Below are 15,306 nucleotides of genomic sequence, written 5' to 3'. Positions count from 1 at the left end.
GCCTGCGCGGCCGGCCCGAACGGCTGCCGGGGCCGACCTGCGGGTCGGGCCGGCTCAGGTGGTGGCGGCGGCGCGGCCGGGTCGCGCCGGCGGTGCGCAGCTGGTGCAGCCGAGCGGTGGCGACCGAGCCGACGTCGGGCCGGGCCGACGTCGGGCCGGACGGCGGCGAGGATGCGATCGGCAAGCCCGGGCTGACATCATTGCAACGTGTGTTGATGCGTTGGGATGAGCGATGCCGCAGAGAGGGAGGGCCGATGAGCGACGACCGCTGTGACCTGCTGTGCCTGGATCTGCCACGCGCCGAGGCCGTCCGTGCCCGGCTGGCCGGGGAGGAGGACGCCCGGGCGCAGGCCGCGCAGGCGAAGGCGCTGGGTGACCCCACGCGGCTGCGCATCGCCGCGGCGCTCCAGCTGGGCGAGGAGCTGTGCGTGTGTGACCTGGCCTGGATCACCGAGCTGCCGCAGAACCTGGTCAGTCACCACTGCCGGGTGCTGCGCACGGCTGGCCTCGCCGACTCACGACGGCAGGGCAAGCTGGTGATGTACCGGCTCACCGGCGTCGGGGAGCGGTTGCTGGCGGCCGTGGCCGGTGCGGCGGCGCCCTGATGAACGCCACCCACGCCCATGCGCACGCCGAACGCCGAGACACCGAGCGCGTCCGGCTGGGCCGCCGCGCGCGGCTGCTGGCCGGCATGAGCGTCGGCTACAACGTGGCCGAGGCCGTGGTCGCGATCGCCGCGGGGCTGGTCGCCGGGTCGGTGGCGTTGGTCGGCTTCGGCGCCGACAGCGTGGTCGAGGTGTCCAGCGGGCTGATCATCCTGTGGCAGTTCTCCCACCGGCTGCCCGAGACCCGGGAGCGGGTGGCGCAGCGGGCGATGGCTGTCGCGTTCGCCGCGCTGGCACTCGTGGTCGGCGTGGAGTCGGTGCGGGCGCTGGTCATCGGGGTGGAGCCCGACGCCTCCCCGGTCGGCATCGCGCTGACCGTCGCCTCGCTGCTGATCATGCCGCTGCTGTCGCTGGCCCAGCGCCGCACCGGACGGGCACTGGGCTCGGCGGCCGTGCTCGCCGACGGCATGCAGACCGGGCTGTGCGCCTGGTTGAGCGCAGCGGTCGCCGGCGGGCTGCTCCTCAACGCGACACTGGGCTGGAGCTGGGCGGACCCGGTCGCGGCGCTGGTCGTGGCCGGGGTCGCCGCCCGGGAGGCGGTGCAGGCCTGGCGCGGGAAGGGCTGCTGCGCTCCCACCCGCACGGGCGGCCACGCCCACGAGGAGGCCGAGGGAGCGACGTGCGGCTGCGGCGACGGGTGCACCGACGCGTGCTGCGCGCACGATCCGCCGGCACCGCAGGCCCTGACCGTCGCGCCCCGGGAGCAACTCCGATGATCTCCGCCGCCCTCGTCCTGTACGTCGTCGCGCTCGTCGTGCTGTTCGGCGTGCGCTCGCTGCTGCAGTACCGCCGCACCGGGTCGACCGGGTTCCGCGGCATCTCCGGCACCCCGGCCGAGCCGGAGTGGTGGGGCGGAGTGCTGTTCGTCGTGGCGATGGCCGCGGGCCTGGCCGGGCCGCTGCTGGCCGTCCTCGGCGTCACCCCCGTCGATCCGCCGGCCGCGCTGCAGGTGGCCGGGCTGGTGGTGGCGCTGGCCGGGTTCGCCGCGACGCTGGCCGGACAGACCGGCATGGGCGCCTCGTGGCGGATCGGCGTCGACCGCGCCGAGCGCACCGACCTCGTCACCACCGGGGTCTTCGCCCACGTGCGGAACCCGATCTTCACCGCGATGGTCACCGCCCAGGCCGGCGCCGTCCTCTTGGTCCCGACGTGGATCAGCGCCACCGCGCTGGTCGCGCTGATCGCCGCGGTGCAGCTGCAGGTGCGTACCGCCGAGGAGCCGTACCTCCTGGCGGCCCACGGTGACGCCTACGCGGCCTACGCCGCACGCACCGGCCGGTTCGTGCCCGGCATCGGCCGGCTGCCCTCCGGCGCGGCCAGCAGCGCGCCGGAGGGCACCATCGTCTGACGAGCCGGGCCCGGAAGCTGCCGCTTGCGGGCGTGCATCCGCCGCGGCAGCGGAGAGCCGCGGCATCGGTCCTGCCGGGCCCCGGCCACAGCGCGGCCCGGGCGTCGCCGTCCTGCGGATGCGGCACCCCCGTCGCGACCAGCGGCGCGCGCCGCCCGCGCGTGCCGGCCGGGAGCAGCGCCGCCGTCCCGGTCACGCGGCCATCGGGCGTGCAAGAAGTCCGCCGTGGACGCGTGAGAAGTCGGCGCCACCGGGCGCTGCGCTGCTGGTCCGCGCGACGGTCAGCACCCCACTGGCGTCCACGCGGGTCGGGCTCTGTCCGGCGCCTCAGGTGAGGCGCCGGACGAGTGTTGATCCGCAACCAGTCCGCACGAGCGCCACGGTCTGCTCGTCGAGCCACCGCTGCGCGTCGACCTTGCGGTCGGAGGCCTTGGTGACCTCGCGACCGGACGGATCAGTGAGGCGCAGCCGGTACCGCTCGCCCTTCCCGCAGGCCGGCGCTCATCCGTGCTCGTGCTCCAGTGAGATCCGCCAGGTCCAGGTCGGGCAGCTGGGGAGTGCGGCCACCAGCTCGAGAACCAGACGCATCTCACCGCCCTCCTTCACTGCCGACCTGCTGCGCGGAGGCCCTCGGTCGTCATGCGCACTCGGTTCATGCGGCCGTCGTCGTCGTAGGTCAGGCGGTCGACGCAGACGGATCGCCGATGGCTGCCGCCGCCGGGCAGCACGCCGTTGTGGTAGAAGAAGTACCAATCGCCGGCGAACTCGACGATTCCCGGGCGGTTCGTCGCACAATTGCCCGGCACCTCGTTGAGGATTCCCTCGAATGCCCAAGGGCCGTCGAGGCTGCGGCTGCGCGCGTAGGCGACGCGCTGCGGGTACTGATAGCCGTAGGAGAGGTAGAACCACCCGTTGCTCTCATGGAGGTGGGCACCCTCCTTGAACTCGGGCACGTCGATCTCGGAGATCGGCCCGGCGAGCGCGGTCATCGAGTCGTCGAGTCGGACCGAGAAGCAGCGTTCCTTGCCCCAGAACAGGTACGCCTGGCCGTCGTGCACGATCACGGACGGATCGATCGTGTGGTCGAAGTCGGTCTCGAACGGCACGTCGTTGGTGATGAGTGCCGAGCCGAGGGCGTCGACGAACGGGCCGGTGGGGCTGTCGGCGACGGCCACGCCGATGGCGCCGCCGTCGATGGTCGAGTGGTCGAGTGGTCGACCGCGACGTACCAGAAGAAGCGGCCGTCGCGCTCGGTGACCGTGCCGGCCTTGGCGCCGCCCGTCGCCCACTCGAAGCTGTCGACAGCCAGCAGCGGACCGTGCGAACGCCAGGTGAGCAGGTCGTCGGAGGAGAAGCCCAGCCAGTCGTTCATCTCGTAGGTCTGCCCATCCGGCGGCGCCTCGTCGTGGCCGGTGTACAGATAGACCGTCTCGTCCTGGACCAGCACGGCGGGATCCGAGGTGTAGGCCTCCGTGACGATCGGATTCCCGACCAGGACCCTCTGTTCGTGCGACACGCGCCCGCCGGCGGACGTCATCGAGGGCTCGTTCGAGTTCACGACCATTCCTCCTGTTCCTCGTTGCGCTCGGTGATGAGTTGCCAGGGGAGGCAGGCGGGTCGCCGATGCCGACCATCGCGGTGGCGACCGCGCCAGTGGCCGACAGCAGGACGACGACGGCCGCGGCGGCACCGACCGCGACGCCCAGCGCGCTCGAGGCCGAGCCGGCCGCCGAGCGCAGAGCCGGCGGACGAGCCGGCCGCCATCACCAGCACCGCGCCGGACCGCACCGGCCCGACGCGCTCGCCGAGGTCCTGAGCTCGTCGCGCACGGTCCCCAGCAGCGATGGGCAGCCCGCCGGCGCCGCCCGCAGGTCGGGCGGAAGGGCCAGTAGACCCAGTGGCACCACCCGGCGCATCACCGGCACGCCTACGCCGTGTGGCCACCATCACCTGAGGGTTCCCCATCCGGCGTCAGGGGTGGAGATGTGTTTCACCCATGACACGACGGAGGCGTAGGACGTGCACGTCCGCCTGGACGACTACCGGTCGGAAGCGCAGGTCGCCACGGACCTGATCAACACCGCGCCGGAGGTCATGGTCAGCACCGGCGACGGTCTGGCCGACCCCGACGCGCTGTCCCGGTTCCTCGTCGAGCACGGCGTGTGGCCCGATGGCGTCACCGCTTCGCCCACTGCCGCCGGCCTTGCCGACGTGCACCAGCTACGCCGCATCCTGCGCGGGCTGATCGAGGCCCCGGACGAGAGCCGACTCGTCGCGGGTGCCGGAGCGCTCGCAGCGCGAGCCGGCGTGGACCTGACGCTGGAACGCGACGACAGCGGGCAGTGGCAGTGGTACGTCGCCTCCGGTCCCGAGGCCGGGCCCGCCGACGAACTGGCTCTGCCCACCGCGGCCGGACTCCTCGCCGTGATGCGCATCCTCGGCCCTGGGCGGCTCCGCGGCTGCTCCCTACCCGACTGCAACGGGATGTTCGTCGACACCAGCCGTGGCGGTCGCCGCCGCTACTGCGAGCCGGAGATCTGTGGCAGCCGCGCCCACGCCGCCAGCTACCGCGCCCGACACGGGCCGCGCAGGACATGTCGATCGAGCGTGGGTAGGAACGGTGGCGGTGGCCGCCGAGTCCTGGTCGGCGACCACGACCGGGCGTGCTCCTCGCACTGGAGCGACGACGACCGCGACTGCCAGGACACGCGCGCGGAGGTGCTGGTCACCGAGTCGAGGGGGACGCCGCGGTACACCGCGACCCGACGGTGCCCGTGCTCTCCGGACGCTGGACCAGGCCCTGCGACAGGGCCACCTGGACGCTGGCCAGTGACGTGGGCATCGATCACCGCGTCGCCCTCGAGGAGGCCTGGGAGTCCGGTGCGCGGCGGGCCCGGACCCGCCGCGCCCGTTCCGGTTGCACGCAGCCGAGGTGGGTACCGACGCAGGTGCCAGGGGACCACGGGTCCGCGCCCGGACCGCGGTCCCTCCCCTCGTTCGCGGACGTCCGCGGCCCCCGGAGGTGACCGGCATGAGCACCGGTGAGCGCCTCACCTGGGAGACCTGCCCCCGCTGCGGGCGGTGCGCGGCCGTCGGGTGGCGCCACGGCGTCCCGGTCGCGGTCGACTGTCCCGGCGGCTGCCGACCGAGCGCCGACGAGTTGGCCCGGTTCGCGCCGGGGACCGCCGTCCCGTCGTCGGCCGACCGCTGGACCGCCGAGGCGCGTACGTGGACCTGAGTTCCTCCGACCGGCTGCTGCGGCGCGCAGATCCGCGGGTACCGGCACGTCCATGGCACTCCGCAACGCGGCGGTCGCGGCCGCCGGCCAGTGGGTCGACCCCGACGACGGCATCCGCTACCCCTCCGGCGAGGTCCACGCGTGGGAGCGCGGCCGCAACGAGACCGTCTGCGGCCTGTCGCTGAGCAGGTCGCGCCTGGGCCGCTTCCCGCACGTCAGCTGGGCCGACGTGCAGCCGGAGTCCGGCCGCCACGCGGAGGAGGTGCAGGAGGTGTGCCGCCGCTGCCGGGCCGGGCTGGGCGGACGGCGGGACGAGCGCGGCTGGACGCGCACCCACCCCCGCCCCTGAGGCGCGCACGGGTCCTCCCGGCCGGGGCCGTGTCCCCCACAGGGGCGACACGACCCCGGCGAGGCGGCACCCTCCGGTACTGCAACGCGTTACCGTCTCTGAACGCATGTCGAGTTCCGGCAACGGCGCCGGGGACGAGCGGAGGGGGACACCCAGCATGGAGACGAGCGTGGTCGACGTCCCGGATCGGGGGCGCTTCGAGGTCCGGCTCGGTGACCGTGTCGTCGGCCTGGCCAGCTACCACGTCGAGAACGGCACCATGGCGCTGCCGCACACCGAGGTCGACCCCTCCGTCGGCGGCCGCGGGATCGGCTCGGCGCTCGTCGCCGGCGTGCTCGCCGCCGCCCGGGAGCGCGGGCTGACCGTGCTGCCCTACTGCTCGTTCGTGCGTCACTACATCCAGCAGCACCCCGAGGAGGTCGACCTCGTCGCCGAGGACGACCGGCCGCACTTCGGCCTGGCCACCGCCGACCGCTGACCCGCTCGACCGGCTGACCTGCGCGGCCCCCGGGAGCTGCCTACGCTCGCCGGGGTGCCCACCGCGTTGCTCTGGTTCCGCCGCGACCTGCGGCTGGCCGACCACCCGGCCCTGCTCGACGCCCTCGAGGCGGCCGGGCCCGACGGCGCGGTCCTGCCGCTGTTCGTCTTCGATCCCCGGCTGTGGGGGCCCTCCGGACTACCGCGGCGGCAGTTCCTCCTCGACTGCCTCGCCGACCTCGGCGGGCAGGTGGACGGCGCCCTGGTGCTGCGTTCCGGCGACCCGGTCCGGGTCGTGCCCGACCTGGTCCGCGAGGTCGGCGCGGTCAGCGTGCACGTCTCGGCCGACACCGGCGTCTACGGCCGGCAGCGGGACGCGGCGGTCGAGCGGGCCCTCGGCGACGTCCCGTTGGTGCGCACCGGCTCGCCGTACGCGGTGACGCCGGGCCGGGTCACCAAGTCCGACGGGACGCCGTTCCGCGTCTTCTCCCCCTTCGCCCGCGCCTGGCGCGAGCACGGCTGGCGCGCACCGGCGGCGCGGCCGGGCCCGGTCCGCTGGAGCACCGGCGTCGACCCGGAGGACCCGCCGGAGGTGCACGGCCTGGACGGCGTCCGGCTGCCCCCGGCCGGCGAGGCCGCCGCCCGCGACGCCTGGCAGCGCTTCCGCGCCGAGCGCCTGGAGGGCTATCGGAGCACCCGCAACACCCCGGGCACCGACGGCACCAGCCGGCTGTCGGCCTACCTGAAGTACGGCTGCGTGCACCCGCGCACGCTGCTGGCCGACCTCGAGGGCCTCGACTCCGACTCCGCCGAGAGCTTCCGCAACGAGCTGGCCTGGCGGGACTTCTACGCCGACGTCCTGTGGCACCGCCCCGGGTCCGCCCGCGAGCCGCTGGACGAGCGGATGCGCGCGATGACCTACGACACCGGTCCGGACGCCGACGCGCGGTTCGACGCCTGGGCACGGGGCCGCACCGGCTACCCGATCGTCGACGCCGGGATGCGGCAGCTGCTCGGCGAGGCCTACGTGCACAACCGCGTCCGGATGATCGTCGCGTCGTTCCTGGTCAAGGACCTGCACGTCGACTGGCGGCGCGGCGCCCGGTACTTCATGCAGCACCTCGTCGACGGGGACCTGGCCAGCAACAACCACGGCTGGCAGTGGGTCGCCGGCACCGGCACCGACGCCTCGCCGTACTACCGGGTCTTCAACCCCACCCGGCAGGGCAGGGAGTTCGACCCGGACGGCGACTACGTGCGCCGCTGGGTGCCCGAGCTGCGCGACGTCCCCCCGCGGTACGTGCACGAGCCCTGGCTCGCCCCGGACGGCGTCCCCGACGGCTATCCGCTGCCGGTCGTCGACCACGCCGAGGAGCGCCGGGTGGCGCTGGAGCGCTACGAGCAGGTGCGCGACCGCTGACCGGCTCGGGGCGCGCTGCGGTGTCGCCCGGGTCACCGTGCCGTCGTGGCGGACCTGCTGGTCAGGGGTGAAGCTGGGAGCATGACCTGCCGAGCCGCCCGTGCCTGAGGGACACACGCTCAACCGGCTGGCCCGGGACCAGACGCGGGCCTTCGCCGGCCGCCCCGTGCGCGTCACCAGCCCGCAGGGCCGTTTCGCCGCCGGCGCGGCACTGCTCGACGGCCGGGTGCTCGACGAGGTGACCTCCTACGGCAAGCACCTGTTCGCCGGCTTCGGTGCCGACACCCTCCACGTGCACCTGGGCCTCTACGGCAGCTACACCGCCGGCACCGGGAGCCCGCCGGCACCGCGCGGCGCGCTGCGGATGCGCTGGGAGGGCGAGGGCCCCGACGGCCTGGGCGTGTGGACCGACCTGCGCGGCGCCACCGCCTGCGAGGTGCTCACCGCGCCGGAGGTCGACCGCATCCTCGACCGCCTCGGGCCCGACCCGCTGCGGCCGCGCAGCGACGGCACGGTGGCCCACCGGAGGATCGCCGGCAGCCGCACCGCGATCGGCGCGCTGCTCATGGACCAGTCGGTGCTCGCCGGGGTCGGCAACGTCTACCGCGCCGAGATCCTCTTCCGGCACGGCGTCTCGCCGTTCCGACCGGGTCGGGACGTCGACGCCGACACGTGGGCGGCGATGTGGGCCGACCTGGTGGTGCTCATGCGCTCCGGTGTCCGGCTGGGCCGGATCGTCACCACCCGCCCGGAGCACCGCGGCCGCCGCAGCGGCGCCGTCCGGCGGGAGGACTCGCACTACGTGTACCGGCGCACCGGGCTGCCCTGCCGGATCTGCGGGACGCCGGTGCGGACCGAGGTGATGGTCGGCCGGAACCTCTACTGGTGCCCGGTGTGTCAGGCCGTTTGACCCGGTGACCGGGCGCACTCGCGGACCTATCGTGGGGCCATGGCCGGCGGGGGGCGTGCTCTCGGGGTGGCCGCGATCGCCGCGGCGACCCTGGCCCTGGGCGTGCCGGCCGTCGCGGCCGACCCGGGCGACGACGGTGCGATCGGCTACGACGTCTCCTATCCGCAGTGCGGCGGCGAGCTCCCCGACCGGCCGGCGTTCGTCGTCGTCGGGGTGAACGGCGGGCTGGCCACCCGGCCCAACCCCTGCCTGGCCGAGCAGCTGGCCTGGGCGGCGGCGGAGGCAACCGGCGAGGTGGAGGCGCAGCCGCGGCTGCAGCTCTACGTCAACACCGCCAACCCCGGGCAGGTCCGCGAGCAGGTGACCACCTGGCCGGCACGCGGCCGCACGCCCTACGGCCGGTGCGAGGGCGACAACAGCCGCGCCTGCTCGTGGCAGTACGGGTGGGAGCGGGCCGCCGTGACGGTCGAGGAGTTCTTCGTCCCCGCCGCCGAGGCCGCCGACGTCGACCCCGACCCGGGCGACCACACGTGGTGGCTCGACGTCGAGACCACGAACACCTGGCAGACCGGGTCGGCACCCGCCCGTGCCCGCAACCGCGCGGCGCTCGAGGGCATGGCCGCCCGCCTCTCCGCCACCGGCGCCGAGGTCGGCCTCTACTCCACCGGCTACCAGTGGCGGCGGATCACCGGCGTGGTGCCCGAGGACAGCCCGCTGCACGACCTCGACAGCTGGCTGGCCGGCTCGACCTCCCTCGCCGGCGCCCACGCCGCGTGCCGGCGCGCTCCCCTGGTCCGCGGCGGTGACGTGGTCCTCACCCAGTACGTGGCCAACGGGCTGGACCACGACCACAGCTGCGTCTAGGAGGACCCCCGGCCCACCACCGTGGAAGGACCCCGTCCTCCCCATCCCTCGCTCCGCTCGGGGCGGTGCCCTGGACGGAGCCGGCGGCGGGACCCTGCAGGAGGCCGGCGGTGAGCTTCCCCTCCTGCGGGACGGCGGTCAGCACGGCCTCCCGCACCGCCCGGGCGTGCTCTGGCTGCGGGTGACGGTGGCGACGACGACGGACACGGGCTGCCTCCTGCACTCGGTTCCCGGAGCCTGGTGCTCGCCCACCCGGGCGGGACAGGATGCATGTCGTGTCGGCCGACGATGACCCCGGTGCCCCGTCCCCTCCCCCGCGGCTGCGGGTGGCCGTCGTCGGCGCCGGCCCGGCGGGCATCTACGCCGCCGAGGCGCTCACCCGGCAGCAGGAGGTCCCGGTCGCCGTCGACCTGATCGACCGGCTGCCCACCCCGTTCGGCCTGGTGCGCCACGGCATCGCCCCGGACCACCCCAAGATGCGCGCCATCCGCGACACGCTGCACCGGGCGCTCGACCACCCGGCGGTGCGCTTCGTCGGCAACGTCGAGATCGGCCGGGACCTGTCGTGCCGCGACCTGCACTCCGCGGTGGACGCCGTCGTCTACACCTACGGCGCCGCGCTGGACCGGCAGCTGGGCATCCCCGGCGAGGAGCTGCCCGGCAGCCTCGCCGCCACGGCGCTGGTCGCCTGGTACACCGGCCACCCCGACGCCGACCGGGCGACGGTCGAGGCGGCGCTGACGCGTGCCCGCTCGGTCGTCGTCGTGGGGGTCGGCAACGTCGCGCTCGACGTGGCGCGCGTGCTGGCCCGCACCCCGGCCGAGCTCGAGTCCACGGACATGCCGCAGCACGTCCTCGACGCCCTCGCCGCCGCGCCGGTCGAGCGGGTCACCGTGCTCGGCCGCCGCGGCCCGGCACAGGCCACCTTCACCACCCAGGAGCTGCGCGAGCTCGGGGAGCTGGCCGAGGCCGACGTGCTGGTGGACCCGGCCCACCTGGAACTGGACGCCGCTGCCGAGGAGCGCGTGGCGGCCGACCGGGTGGCCTCGCGGAACATGGCGGTGCTGCGCGAGTGGGCCGCCCACACGGCCCGGCCGGGCCGGACGACGGTGACCCTGCGCTTCTACTCCCGCCCGGTGCGCCTGCTCGGGGAGGACCGGGTGACCGGCGTCGAGGTCGAGCGCACCGTCGTCGACGCCGACGGCCGCGCCTCCGGCACCGGCGAGACGACCGTGCTGCCCGCCGACCTGGTGGTCCGCTCGGTCGGCTACCGCGGCGGCGAGCTGCCCGAGCTGCCGCTCGACCCGCGTCGCGGCACCGTCCCCAACGACCTGGGCCGGGTGCTGCGCGGCGGGGACCCCTCCCCCGGGGAGTACGTGGCGGGGTGGATCAAGCGCGGACCGACCGGGGTCGTGGGCACCAACAAGCACGACGCCCGCGAGACGGTGGCCACGCTGCTGGCCGACGTCGCGGCCGGCGTGGTCCGTCCCGGCGGCACCGGGGACGACGACCTGGTGGCGACCCTGCGCGCCAACGGCGCCGACCCGGTGCTGCTCGAGGACTGGCGGGCCATCGACGCCGCCGAGGTCGCGCTCGGCGCCACCCGCGGCCGGGCGCGGACGACGCTGCACGAGTGGGAGAGCCTGCTGGCCGCCGTGAAGGAGGCGGCCGCCCGGGCCCGCTGACCGCTCAGTTCACCGCCGCCGGCAGGTCGGTGCTGCATGGAGTTCACCGACGTCCTCGCCGTGCTGATGGTCGACGACTTCCCCACCGCCGCCGCGTGGTACGAGCGGTTCTTCGGCCGCGGCCCCGACCGCCGCCCGATGGCGACCTGCGCGGAGTGGCAGCTGGCCGACAGCGGCGCCGTCCAGGTGTTCGGGAACCCGGCCGGCGCCGGCGGGAGCACCGTCGTGCTCGGCGTGGACGACGTCGACGCCCGCGCCGCCCAGCTCGTCGACCGCGGCATCGAGGCGCAGCTGTTCACCACGCCGGACGGGCAGTTCCGCCTCGCCTCGAGCACCGACCCGGCCGGGAACACCGTCCTGCTCGGCCGGGCGACGTAGGCCTCAGGTCAGCTCGCGCAGCAGCGCCCGCGCCCGCTCCTCGGTGCCGGCGGCGACGAAGCGGATGAGCGTCTCGGTGTCAGGCCGCAGCCGCAGCGGCGCGCCGTCGGAGCCCAGCGCCACCCCGCCGGCGGCGGCGAGCAGCGCCAGCCCGCCGGCGACGTCGTGCACGTGGGTGCCGCTGCGGTCGAGGTTCTGCCAGGCCCCGGCGGCGCCGTCGGCGACCAGGCAGACGTCGACCGCGGTGCAGCCGGTCACCCGGACCCGGCGGGCGCTGGCCGGCACGACCACGGCCGACCCCGACGGCGCGGTGGGCGCGACGACCGTCCCGGCGTCACGCGGCCGGACCGGCACCCCGTCGCGCCGCGCCCCCGCACCGACCGCCCCCGACCAGCGGCGGCCCGACGACAGGTCGGCGACCAGGCCCGCGACCGGCCGGCCGTCCTGGACCAGGGCCGCGGAGAAGGCCCAGGGCGCCAGCCCGGCGCGGAAGTTCCCGGTGCCGTCGAGCGGGTCGAGCACCACCCACGGCTCGTCGCCCGGGACCGGCCGGTCGGAGCGCTCCTCGCTGAGCACGGTCACCCCGAGCGGGCGCAGCGCGTGCGCGGCGGCCAGGTGCGCGGCCTCGTCGGCGCCCAGCGACGGGCTGCCGTCGGCCTTGGTCGACTCGTGACCGGCGTCCCGGGCCAGCGCGACGGCGACCTCCACGCGGGTGGCGGCCAGGGCGGCCAGGTGGAGGAAGCGCTCCGCAGGCGCGGCGTCGTCCGGCGGCGCCGGCACGGCCAGCACGTCGTCCCCCCGGCCGTCGCGGACCCGCTCGCAGCCCCACGCCGACGCGGCGGCGAGGACGGCGGGCTGGTCGATCCAGGCGCCGTGCCGGCGGAGGAGCACCGCCTCGGCGTGCCCGTCGGCACCCCACTGGCGGCGCAGCAGCGCGACGGCACCCAGGTCGTCCACGAGCAGCCGCAGACCGGGGTCGGGAAGCGCGGTCGCGAGGGCGGCGGGGGCCACGCCGAGGGCCCGGGCCGCGGCCTGCACCTCGCGAGACCCGGTGGCCACCCGGAGGTCGAGCGGCTCCGGGTCGGCGGGCTCCTCCAGCTGCGGCTCAGCCACTGTTGCGCAACGCCGTGGCGATGCCGTTGATGGTCAGCTGGATGTTGCGGCGGACCAGCTCGTCGTCGTCCCCGTCCTGCCCGTCGTGCCCGCGGCGCCGGCGCAGCATCTCCACCTGCAGGTGGTGCAGCGGCTCCAGGTAGGGGAAGCGGTTGCGGATCGACCGTGCGAGCGAGGGGTTGTCGGCCAGCAGCCCGTCGTCGCCGGTGACCGCCAGCAGCATCCGGCAGCTGCGCCCGTGCTCGGCGGTGAGCTGGTCGAACACCCGGTGCCGGAGCTGCTCGTCGGGCACCAGCTCGGCGTAGCGGGCGGCCAGGTCGAGATCGGTCTTGGCCAGCACCATGCCCATGTTGGACAGCATCGTGCGCAACCACGGCCAGCGCCTGTGCAGCTCCTGGAGCCGGGCCAGCCGGGCGGGGTCGCCGTCGACCCACGACTCCAGCGCGCTGCCGGTGCCGTACCAGCCGGGCAGCATGATCCGCGCCTGCGACCAGCTGAACACCCAGGGGATGGCACGCAGGTCGGCGATCGAGTCTCCGGCCTTGCGCGACGGCGGCCGGCTGCCGATGTTCAGCTCGGCCAGCTCGGTGATCGGCGTGGCCGCGCGGAACCAGTCGACGAAGCCCGGCGTCTCGTGCACCAGCGCCCGGTAGGCCTGCTGGGCGCGGTCGGCGAGGTCGTCGAGCAGCGCGTAGACCTCCTCGGGGTCGTCCCCGAGGCCCTCGGTGTCGAGCAGGGTGGCCTCCAGCGTGGCCGCCACCATCGCCTCCAGGTTGCGCCGGGCGCGGTCGGGCTCGGCGTACTTGGCGGCGATGACCTCGCCCTGCTCGGTGATCCGCAGCGCGCCGGCCACCGCGCCGGGCGGCTGGGCCCGGATCGCGTCGTAGCTGGGGCCGCCGCCGCGACCGACCGTGCCGCCGCGGCCGTGGAACAGCCGCAGTCGCACGCCCTCGCGCCGGGCGACCTCGACCAGCGCCAGCTCGGCCCGGTACAGCGCCCAGTTGGCCGCCAGGTAGCCGCCGTCCTTGTTGCTGTCGGAGTAGCCGAGCATGACCTCCTGCACGTCGCCGCGGTTGCGCAGCAGCGAGCGGTAGAGGGGCTGGCCGAGCACGGCGGTCATCGTCTCGGCGGCGCGCTGCAGGTCGCCGATCGTCTCGAACAGCGGCGAGATGCCGACCGGGCAGCGGGGCCCGCCCTCGCCGTCGGGGTCGAGCAGGCCGACCTCCTTGAGCAGGACGGCGACCTCGAGGACGTCGCTGACCGACTCGCACATGCTGATCACGTAGTTCGGGACCGCCTGCGGGCCGAGCGCGCGGACCTGGCCGGCCGCGGCGAGCAGCACGTCGAGCTCGCCGCGGGCGAGGTCGGACAGCTCGGCGTCCGGGCGCACCAGCGGGCGGCGCATCCGCAGCTCGCCGACCAGCAGCTCCACCCGCTGCTGCTCATCGAGCGCGGCGTAGTCCGGGCAGACCCCGGCCCAGGCGAGCAGCTCGGCCAGCACCTCCTCGTGGACGGCCGAGTTCTGCCGCATGTCCAGCCCGGCGAGGTGGAAGCCGAACACCTCCACGGCCTCGCGCAGCCGGGCCAGCCGGTCCTCGGCCAGCGCACCGGCGCCGTGGGTGCGCAGCGACGCGTCGATCGTGGCGAGGTCGGCCAGCACCTCCTCGGGGGTCGCGTAGGGCTCGAGGACGGCGTGCGGCGGCGGGCCGGGCACCGACCCGAGCACCCGCTGCGCGGTCGCGGCCAGCCGGGCGTGCACCCCGTACAGGGCGCGGCGGTAGGGCTCGTCGGCGCGGAACGGCGAGTCGTCGCCGGAGGCGTCGGCCAGCCGCGCCAGCTCCGGTGTCGGCGTGATGAGCCGGTCGGACATCGACAGCTCGTCGTGCAGCGCCAGCAGCTCGGCGAGGTGGTGGCCCAGCGCGGTCTCCGCCTGCCGGGTGCTGGCCCGGCGGACGGCGTCGGCGGTGACGAAGGGGTTGCCGTCGCGGTCGCCGCCGATCCACGATCCGGGCAGCAGCACCGGCCGGTGCAGCACGACCGAGGGCCAGCGCTCGTGCAGCGCCCGGCGCAGCTCGGCGTTGATCGCGGGCACCACCTCGAACAGCGACATCTCGTAGTAGCGCAGCGCCTCGTCGATCTCGTCGACCAGCCGCAGCCGCGACAGCCGCAGCAGCGCCGTCTGCCAGAGCGTGAGCACCGCGCGGTGCAGCTCCGCCGACCACGCCGGGTCGTCGGCCTCGTCGGGGGCGGAGCGGTCGCGGCGGCGGATCAGCTCGGTGATCTGCCGCTGGACGCGGGTGATCGTGCGGCGCCGGACCTCGGTCGGGTGCGCGGTGACGACCGGGGAGACCAGGGCCCCCGCCAGCTCACGGGCGACGACGTCGGCGTCGAGGTGCGCGGCGTCCAGCAGCTCGAAGGTGGCCGCCAGGCTGCCCTTCTGCGGCGGCGAGCCCTCGATGCGGTGGAAACGGCGGCGGCGCTCGTGGTGCAGGTCCTCGGCGAGGTTGGCCAGCAGCGAGAAGTGGCTGAACGCGCGGATGACGTGGTTGGCCGAGCGGACGTCGAGGGCGCCGAGCCGGGCGGCCACGTCGGCGCGGTCGACCTCCGAGCGGCGCAGCCGGAAAGCCTCCACCCGGGTGGACTCGACGAGCGCGAGGACGTCGTCCCCCGACTGCTCGCCGACCACCTCACCGAGGACCCGGCCGAGCAGCCGGATGTCCTCGCGCAGCGGGGCGTCGGCGACGTCGCCCTCGACTCCCCCGTGGTGACGCAGGTCGGCGACGTCGACGGTGGCTTCGGACACCGGACGAGTATCGACCGCCCGTGTGACGGCTGGGTGTCGTGGGGACACCGCCGCGC

At 75.4% G+C, this 15,306-nt stretch carries 16 protein-coding genes; 12 read left to right on the top strand and 4 right to left on the bottom strand.

What is annotated here, in order from left to right; genetic code table 11:
* The first annotated feature begins 254 nt into the window (after positions 1-254).
* The 3 genes from ACWIX3_RS07885 to ACWIX3_RS07875 are packed head-to-tail and all read left to right on the top strand — an operon-like array spanning position 255 to position 2,013.
* Positions 255-605 carry an ArsR/SmtB family transcription factor gene (locus ACWIX3_RS07885; RefSeq protein ID WP_448611522.1) on the top strand — a complete coding sequence of 117 codons (351 nt, stop codon included), beginning with the start codon at positions 255-257 and terminating at the stop codon, positions 603-605.
* Positions 605-1,381: a cation transporter gene (locus ACWIX3_RS07880; RefSeq protein WP_448611521.1), complete on the top strand. Its 777-nt coding sequence runs from the start codon at positions 605-607 to the stop codon at positions 1,379-1,381. Before ACWIX3_RS07885 ends, ACWIX3_RS07880 begins: the two co-directional genes overlap by 1 nt.
* Entirely contained in the window at positions 1,378-2,013 is a 636-nt protein-coding gene (locus tag ACWIX3_RS07875; protein WP_448611520.1) for a methyltransferase family protein, read from the top strand. The genes ACWIX3_RS07880 and ACWIX3_RS07875 overlap by 4 nt, the downstream gene beginning before the upstream one ends.
* A gap of 602 nt (positions 2,014-2,615) precedes the next feature.
* On the opposite strand, the gene ACWIX3_RS07870 is transcribed toward ACWIX3_RS07875, so the two are convergent.
* Both ACWIX3_RS07870 and ACWIX3_RS07865 read right to left on the bottom strand, forming a co-directional pair.
* Positions 2,616-3,188 carry a family 43 glycosylhydrolase gene (locus ACWIX3_RS07870; RefSeq protein WP_448611519.1) on the bottom strand — a complete coding sequence of 191 codons (573 nt, stop codon included), beginning with the start codon at positions 3,186-3,188 and terminating at the stop codon, positions 2,616-2,618.
* Positions 3,074-3,571 carry a family 43 glycosylhydrolase gene (locus tag ACWIX3_RS07865; protein WP_448611518.1) on the bottom strand — a complete coding sequence of 166 codons (498 nt, stop codon included), beginning with the start codon at positions 3,569-3,571 and terminating at the stop codon, positions 3,074-3,076. The genes ACWIX3_RS07870 and ACWIX3_RS07865 overlap by 115 nt, the downstream gene beginning before the upstream one ends.
* A 461-nt stretch (positions 3,572-4,032) precedes the next feature.
* Here ACWIX3_RS07865 and ACWIX3_RS07860 point away from each other — a divergent pair, with 461 nt between their 5' ends.
* From ACWIX3_RS07860 to ACWIX3_RS07820, 9 genes are all read left to right on the top strand, one after another.
* Positions 4,033-5,058, top strand: coding sequence for a CGNR zinc finger domain-containing protein (locus ACWIX3_RS07860; RefSeq protein ID WP_448611517.1), 1,026 nt, complete (start codon positions 4,033-4,035; stop codon positions 5,056-5,058).
* Complete coding sequence (locus ACWIX3_RS07855; protein ID WP_448611516.1) at positions 5,045-5,251, top strand: hypothetical protein; 207 nt, start codon at positions 5,045-5,047, stop codon at positions 5,249-5,251. The genes ACWIX3_RS07860 and ACWIX3_RS07855 overlap by 14 nt, the downstream gene beginning before the upstream one ends.
* Before the next feature lie 52 nt (positions 5,252-5,303).
* The gene (locus ACWIX3_RS07850) at positions 5,304-5,600 is read left to right on the top strand and encodes a hypothetical protein (protein ID WP_448611515.1); all 297 of its coding nucleotides are present in this window, start codon (positions 5,304-5,306) and stop codon (positions 5,598-5,600) included.
* Between the two features lie 106 nt (positions 5,601-5,706).
* A complete protein-coding gene (locus tag ACWIX3_RS07845) occupies positions 5,707-6,078 on the top strand; it encodes a GNAT family N-acetyltransferase (protein WP_448611514.1) in 372 nt (123 codons plus the stop codon).
* Between the two features lie 54 nt (positions 6,079-6,132).
* Complete coding sequence (locus tag ACWIX3_RS07840; RefSeq protein ID WP_448611513.1) at positions 6,133-7,497, top strand: cryptochrome/photolyase family protein; 1,365 nt, start codon at positions 6,133-6,135, stop codon at positions 7,495-7,497.
* 100 nt (positions 7,498-7,597) lie between these two features.
* Positions 7,598-8,407 carry an Fpg/Nei family DNA glycosylase gene (locus tag ACWIX3_RS07835; protein ID WP_448611512.1) on the top strand — a complete coding sequence of 270 codons (810 nt, stop codon included), beginning with the start codon at positions 7,598-7,600 and terminating at the stop codon, positions 8,405-8,407.
* A gap of 39 nt (positions 8,408-8,446) precedes the next feature.
* Positions 8,447-9,271 (top strand): hypothetical protein, encoded by an 825-nt coding sequence (locus tag ACWIX3_RS07830; protein WP_448611511.1) that lies wholly within the window; start codon positions 8,447-8,449, stop codon positions 9,269-9,271.
* Between the two features lie 275 nt (positions 9,272-9,546).
* The gene (locus tag ACWIX3_RS07825; RefSeq protein ID WP_448611510.1) at positions 9,547-10,956 is read left to right on the top strand and encodes an FAD-dependent oxidoreductase; all 1,410 of its coding nucleotides are present in this window, start codon (positions 9,547-9,549) and stop codon (positions 10,954-10,956) included.
* 36 nt (positions 10,957-10,992) lie between these two features.
* Positions 10,993-11,334 carry a VOC family protein gene (locus ACWIX3_RS07820; protein ID WP_448611509.1) on the top strand — a complete coding sequence of 114 codons (342 nt, stop codon included), beginning with the start codon at positions 10,993-10,995 and terminating at the stop codon, positions 11,332-11,334.
* 3 nt (positions 11,335-11,337) lie between these two features.
* On the opposite strand, the gene ACWIX3_RS07815 is transcribed toward ACWIX3_RS07820, so the two are convergent.
* Both ACWIX3_RS07815 and ppc read right to left on the bottom strand, forming a co-directional pair.
* Entirely contained in the window at positions 11,338-12,447 is a 1,110-nt protein-coding gene (locus ACWIX3_RS07815; protein WP_448611508.1) for an inositol monophosphatase family protein, read from the bottom strand.
* A complete protein-coding gene (gene ppc / locus ACWIX3_RS07810) occupies positions 12,440-15,250 on the bottom strand; it encodes a phosphoenolpyruvate carboxylase (RefSeq protein ID WP_448611507.1) in 2,811 nt (936 codons plus the stop codon). Before ppc ends, ACWIX3_RS07815 begins: the two co-directional genes overlap by 8 nt.
* Positions 15,251-15,306: the final 56 nt, after the last annotated feature.

It is taken from the genome of Geodermatophilus sp. URMC 60 (assembly GCF_053502585.1).
This window is presented reverse-complemented; position numbering and strand designations above follow the sequence as displayed.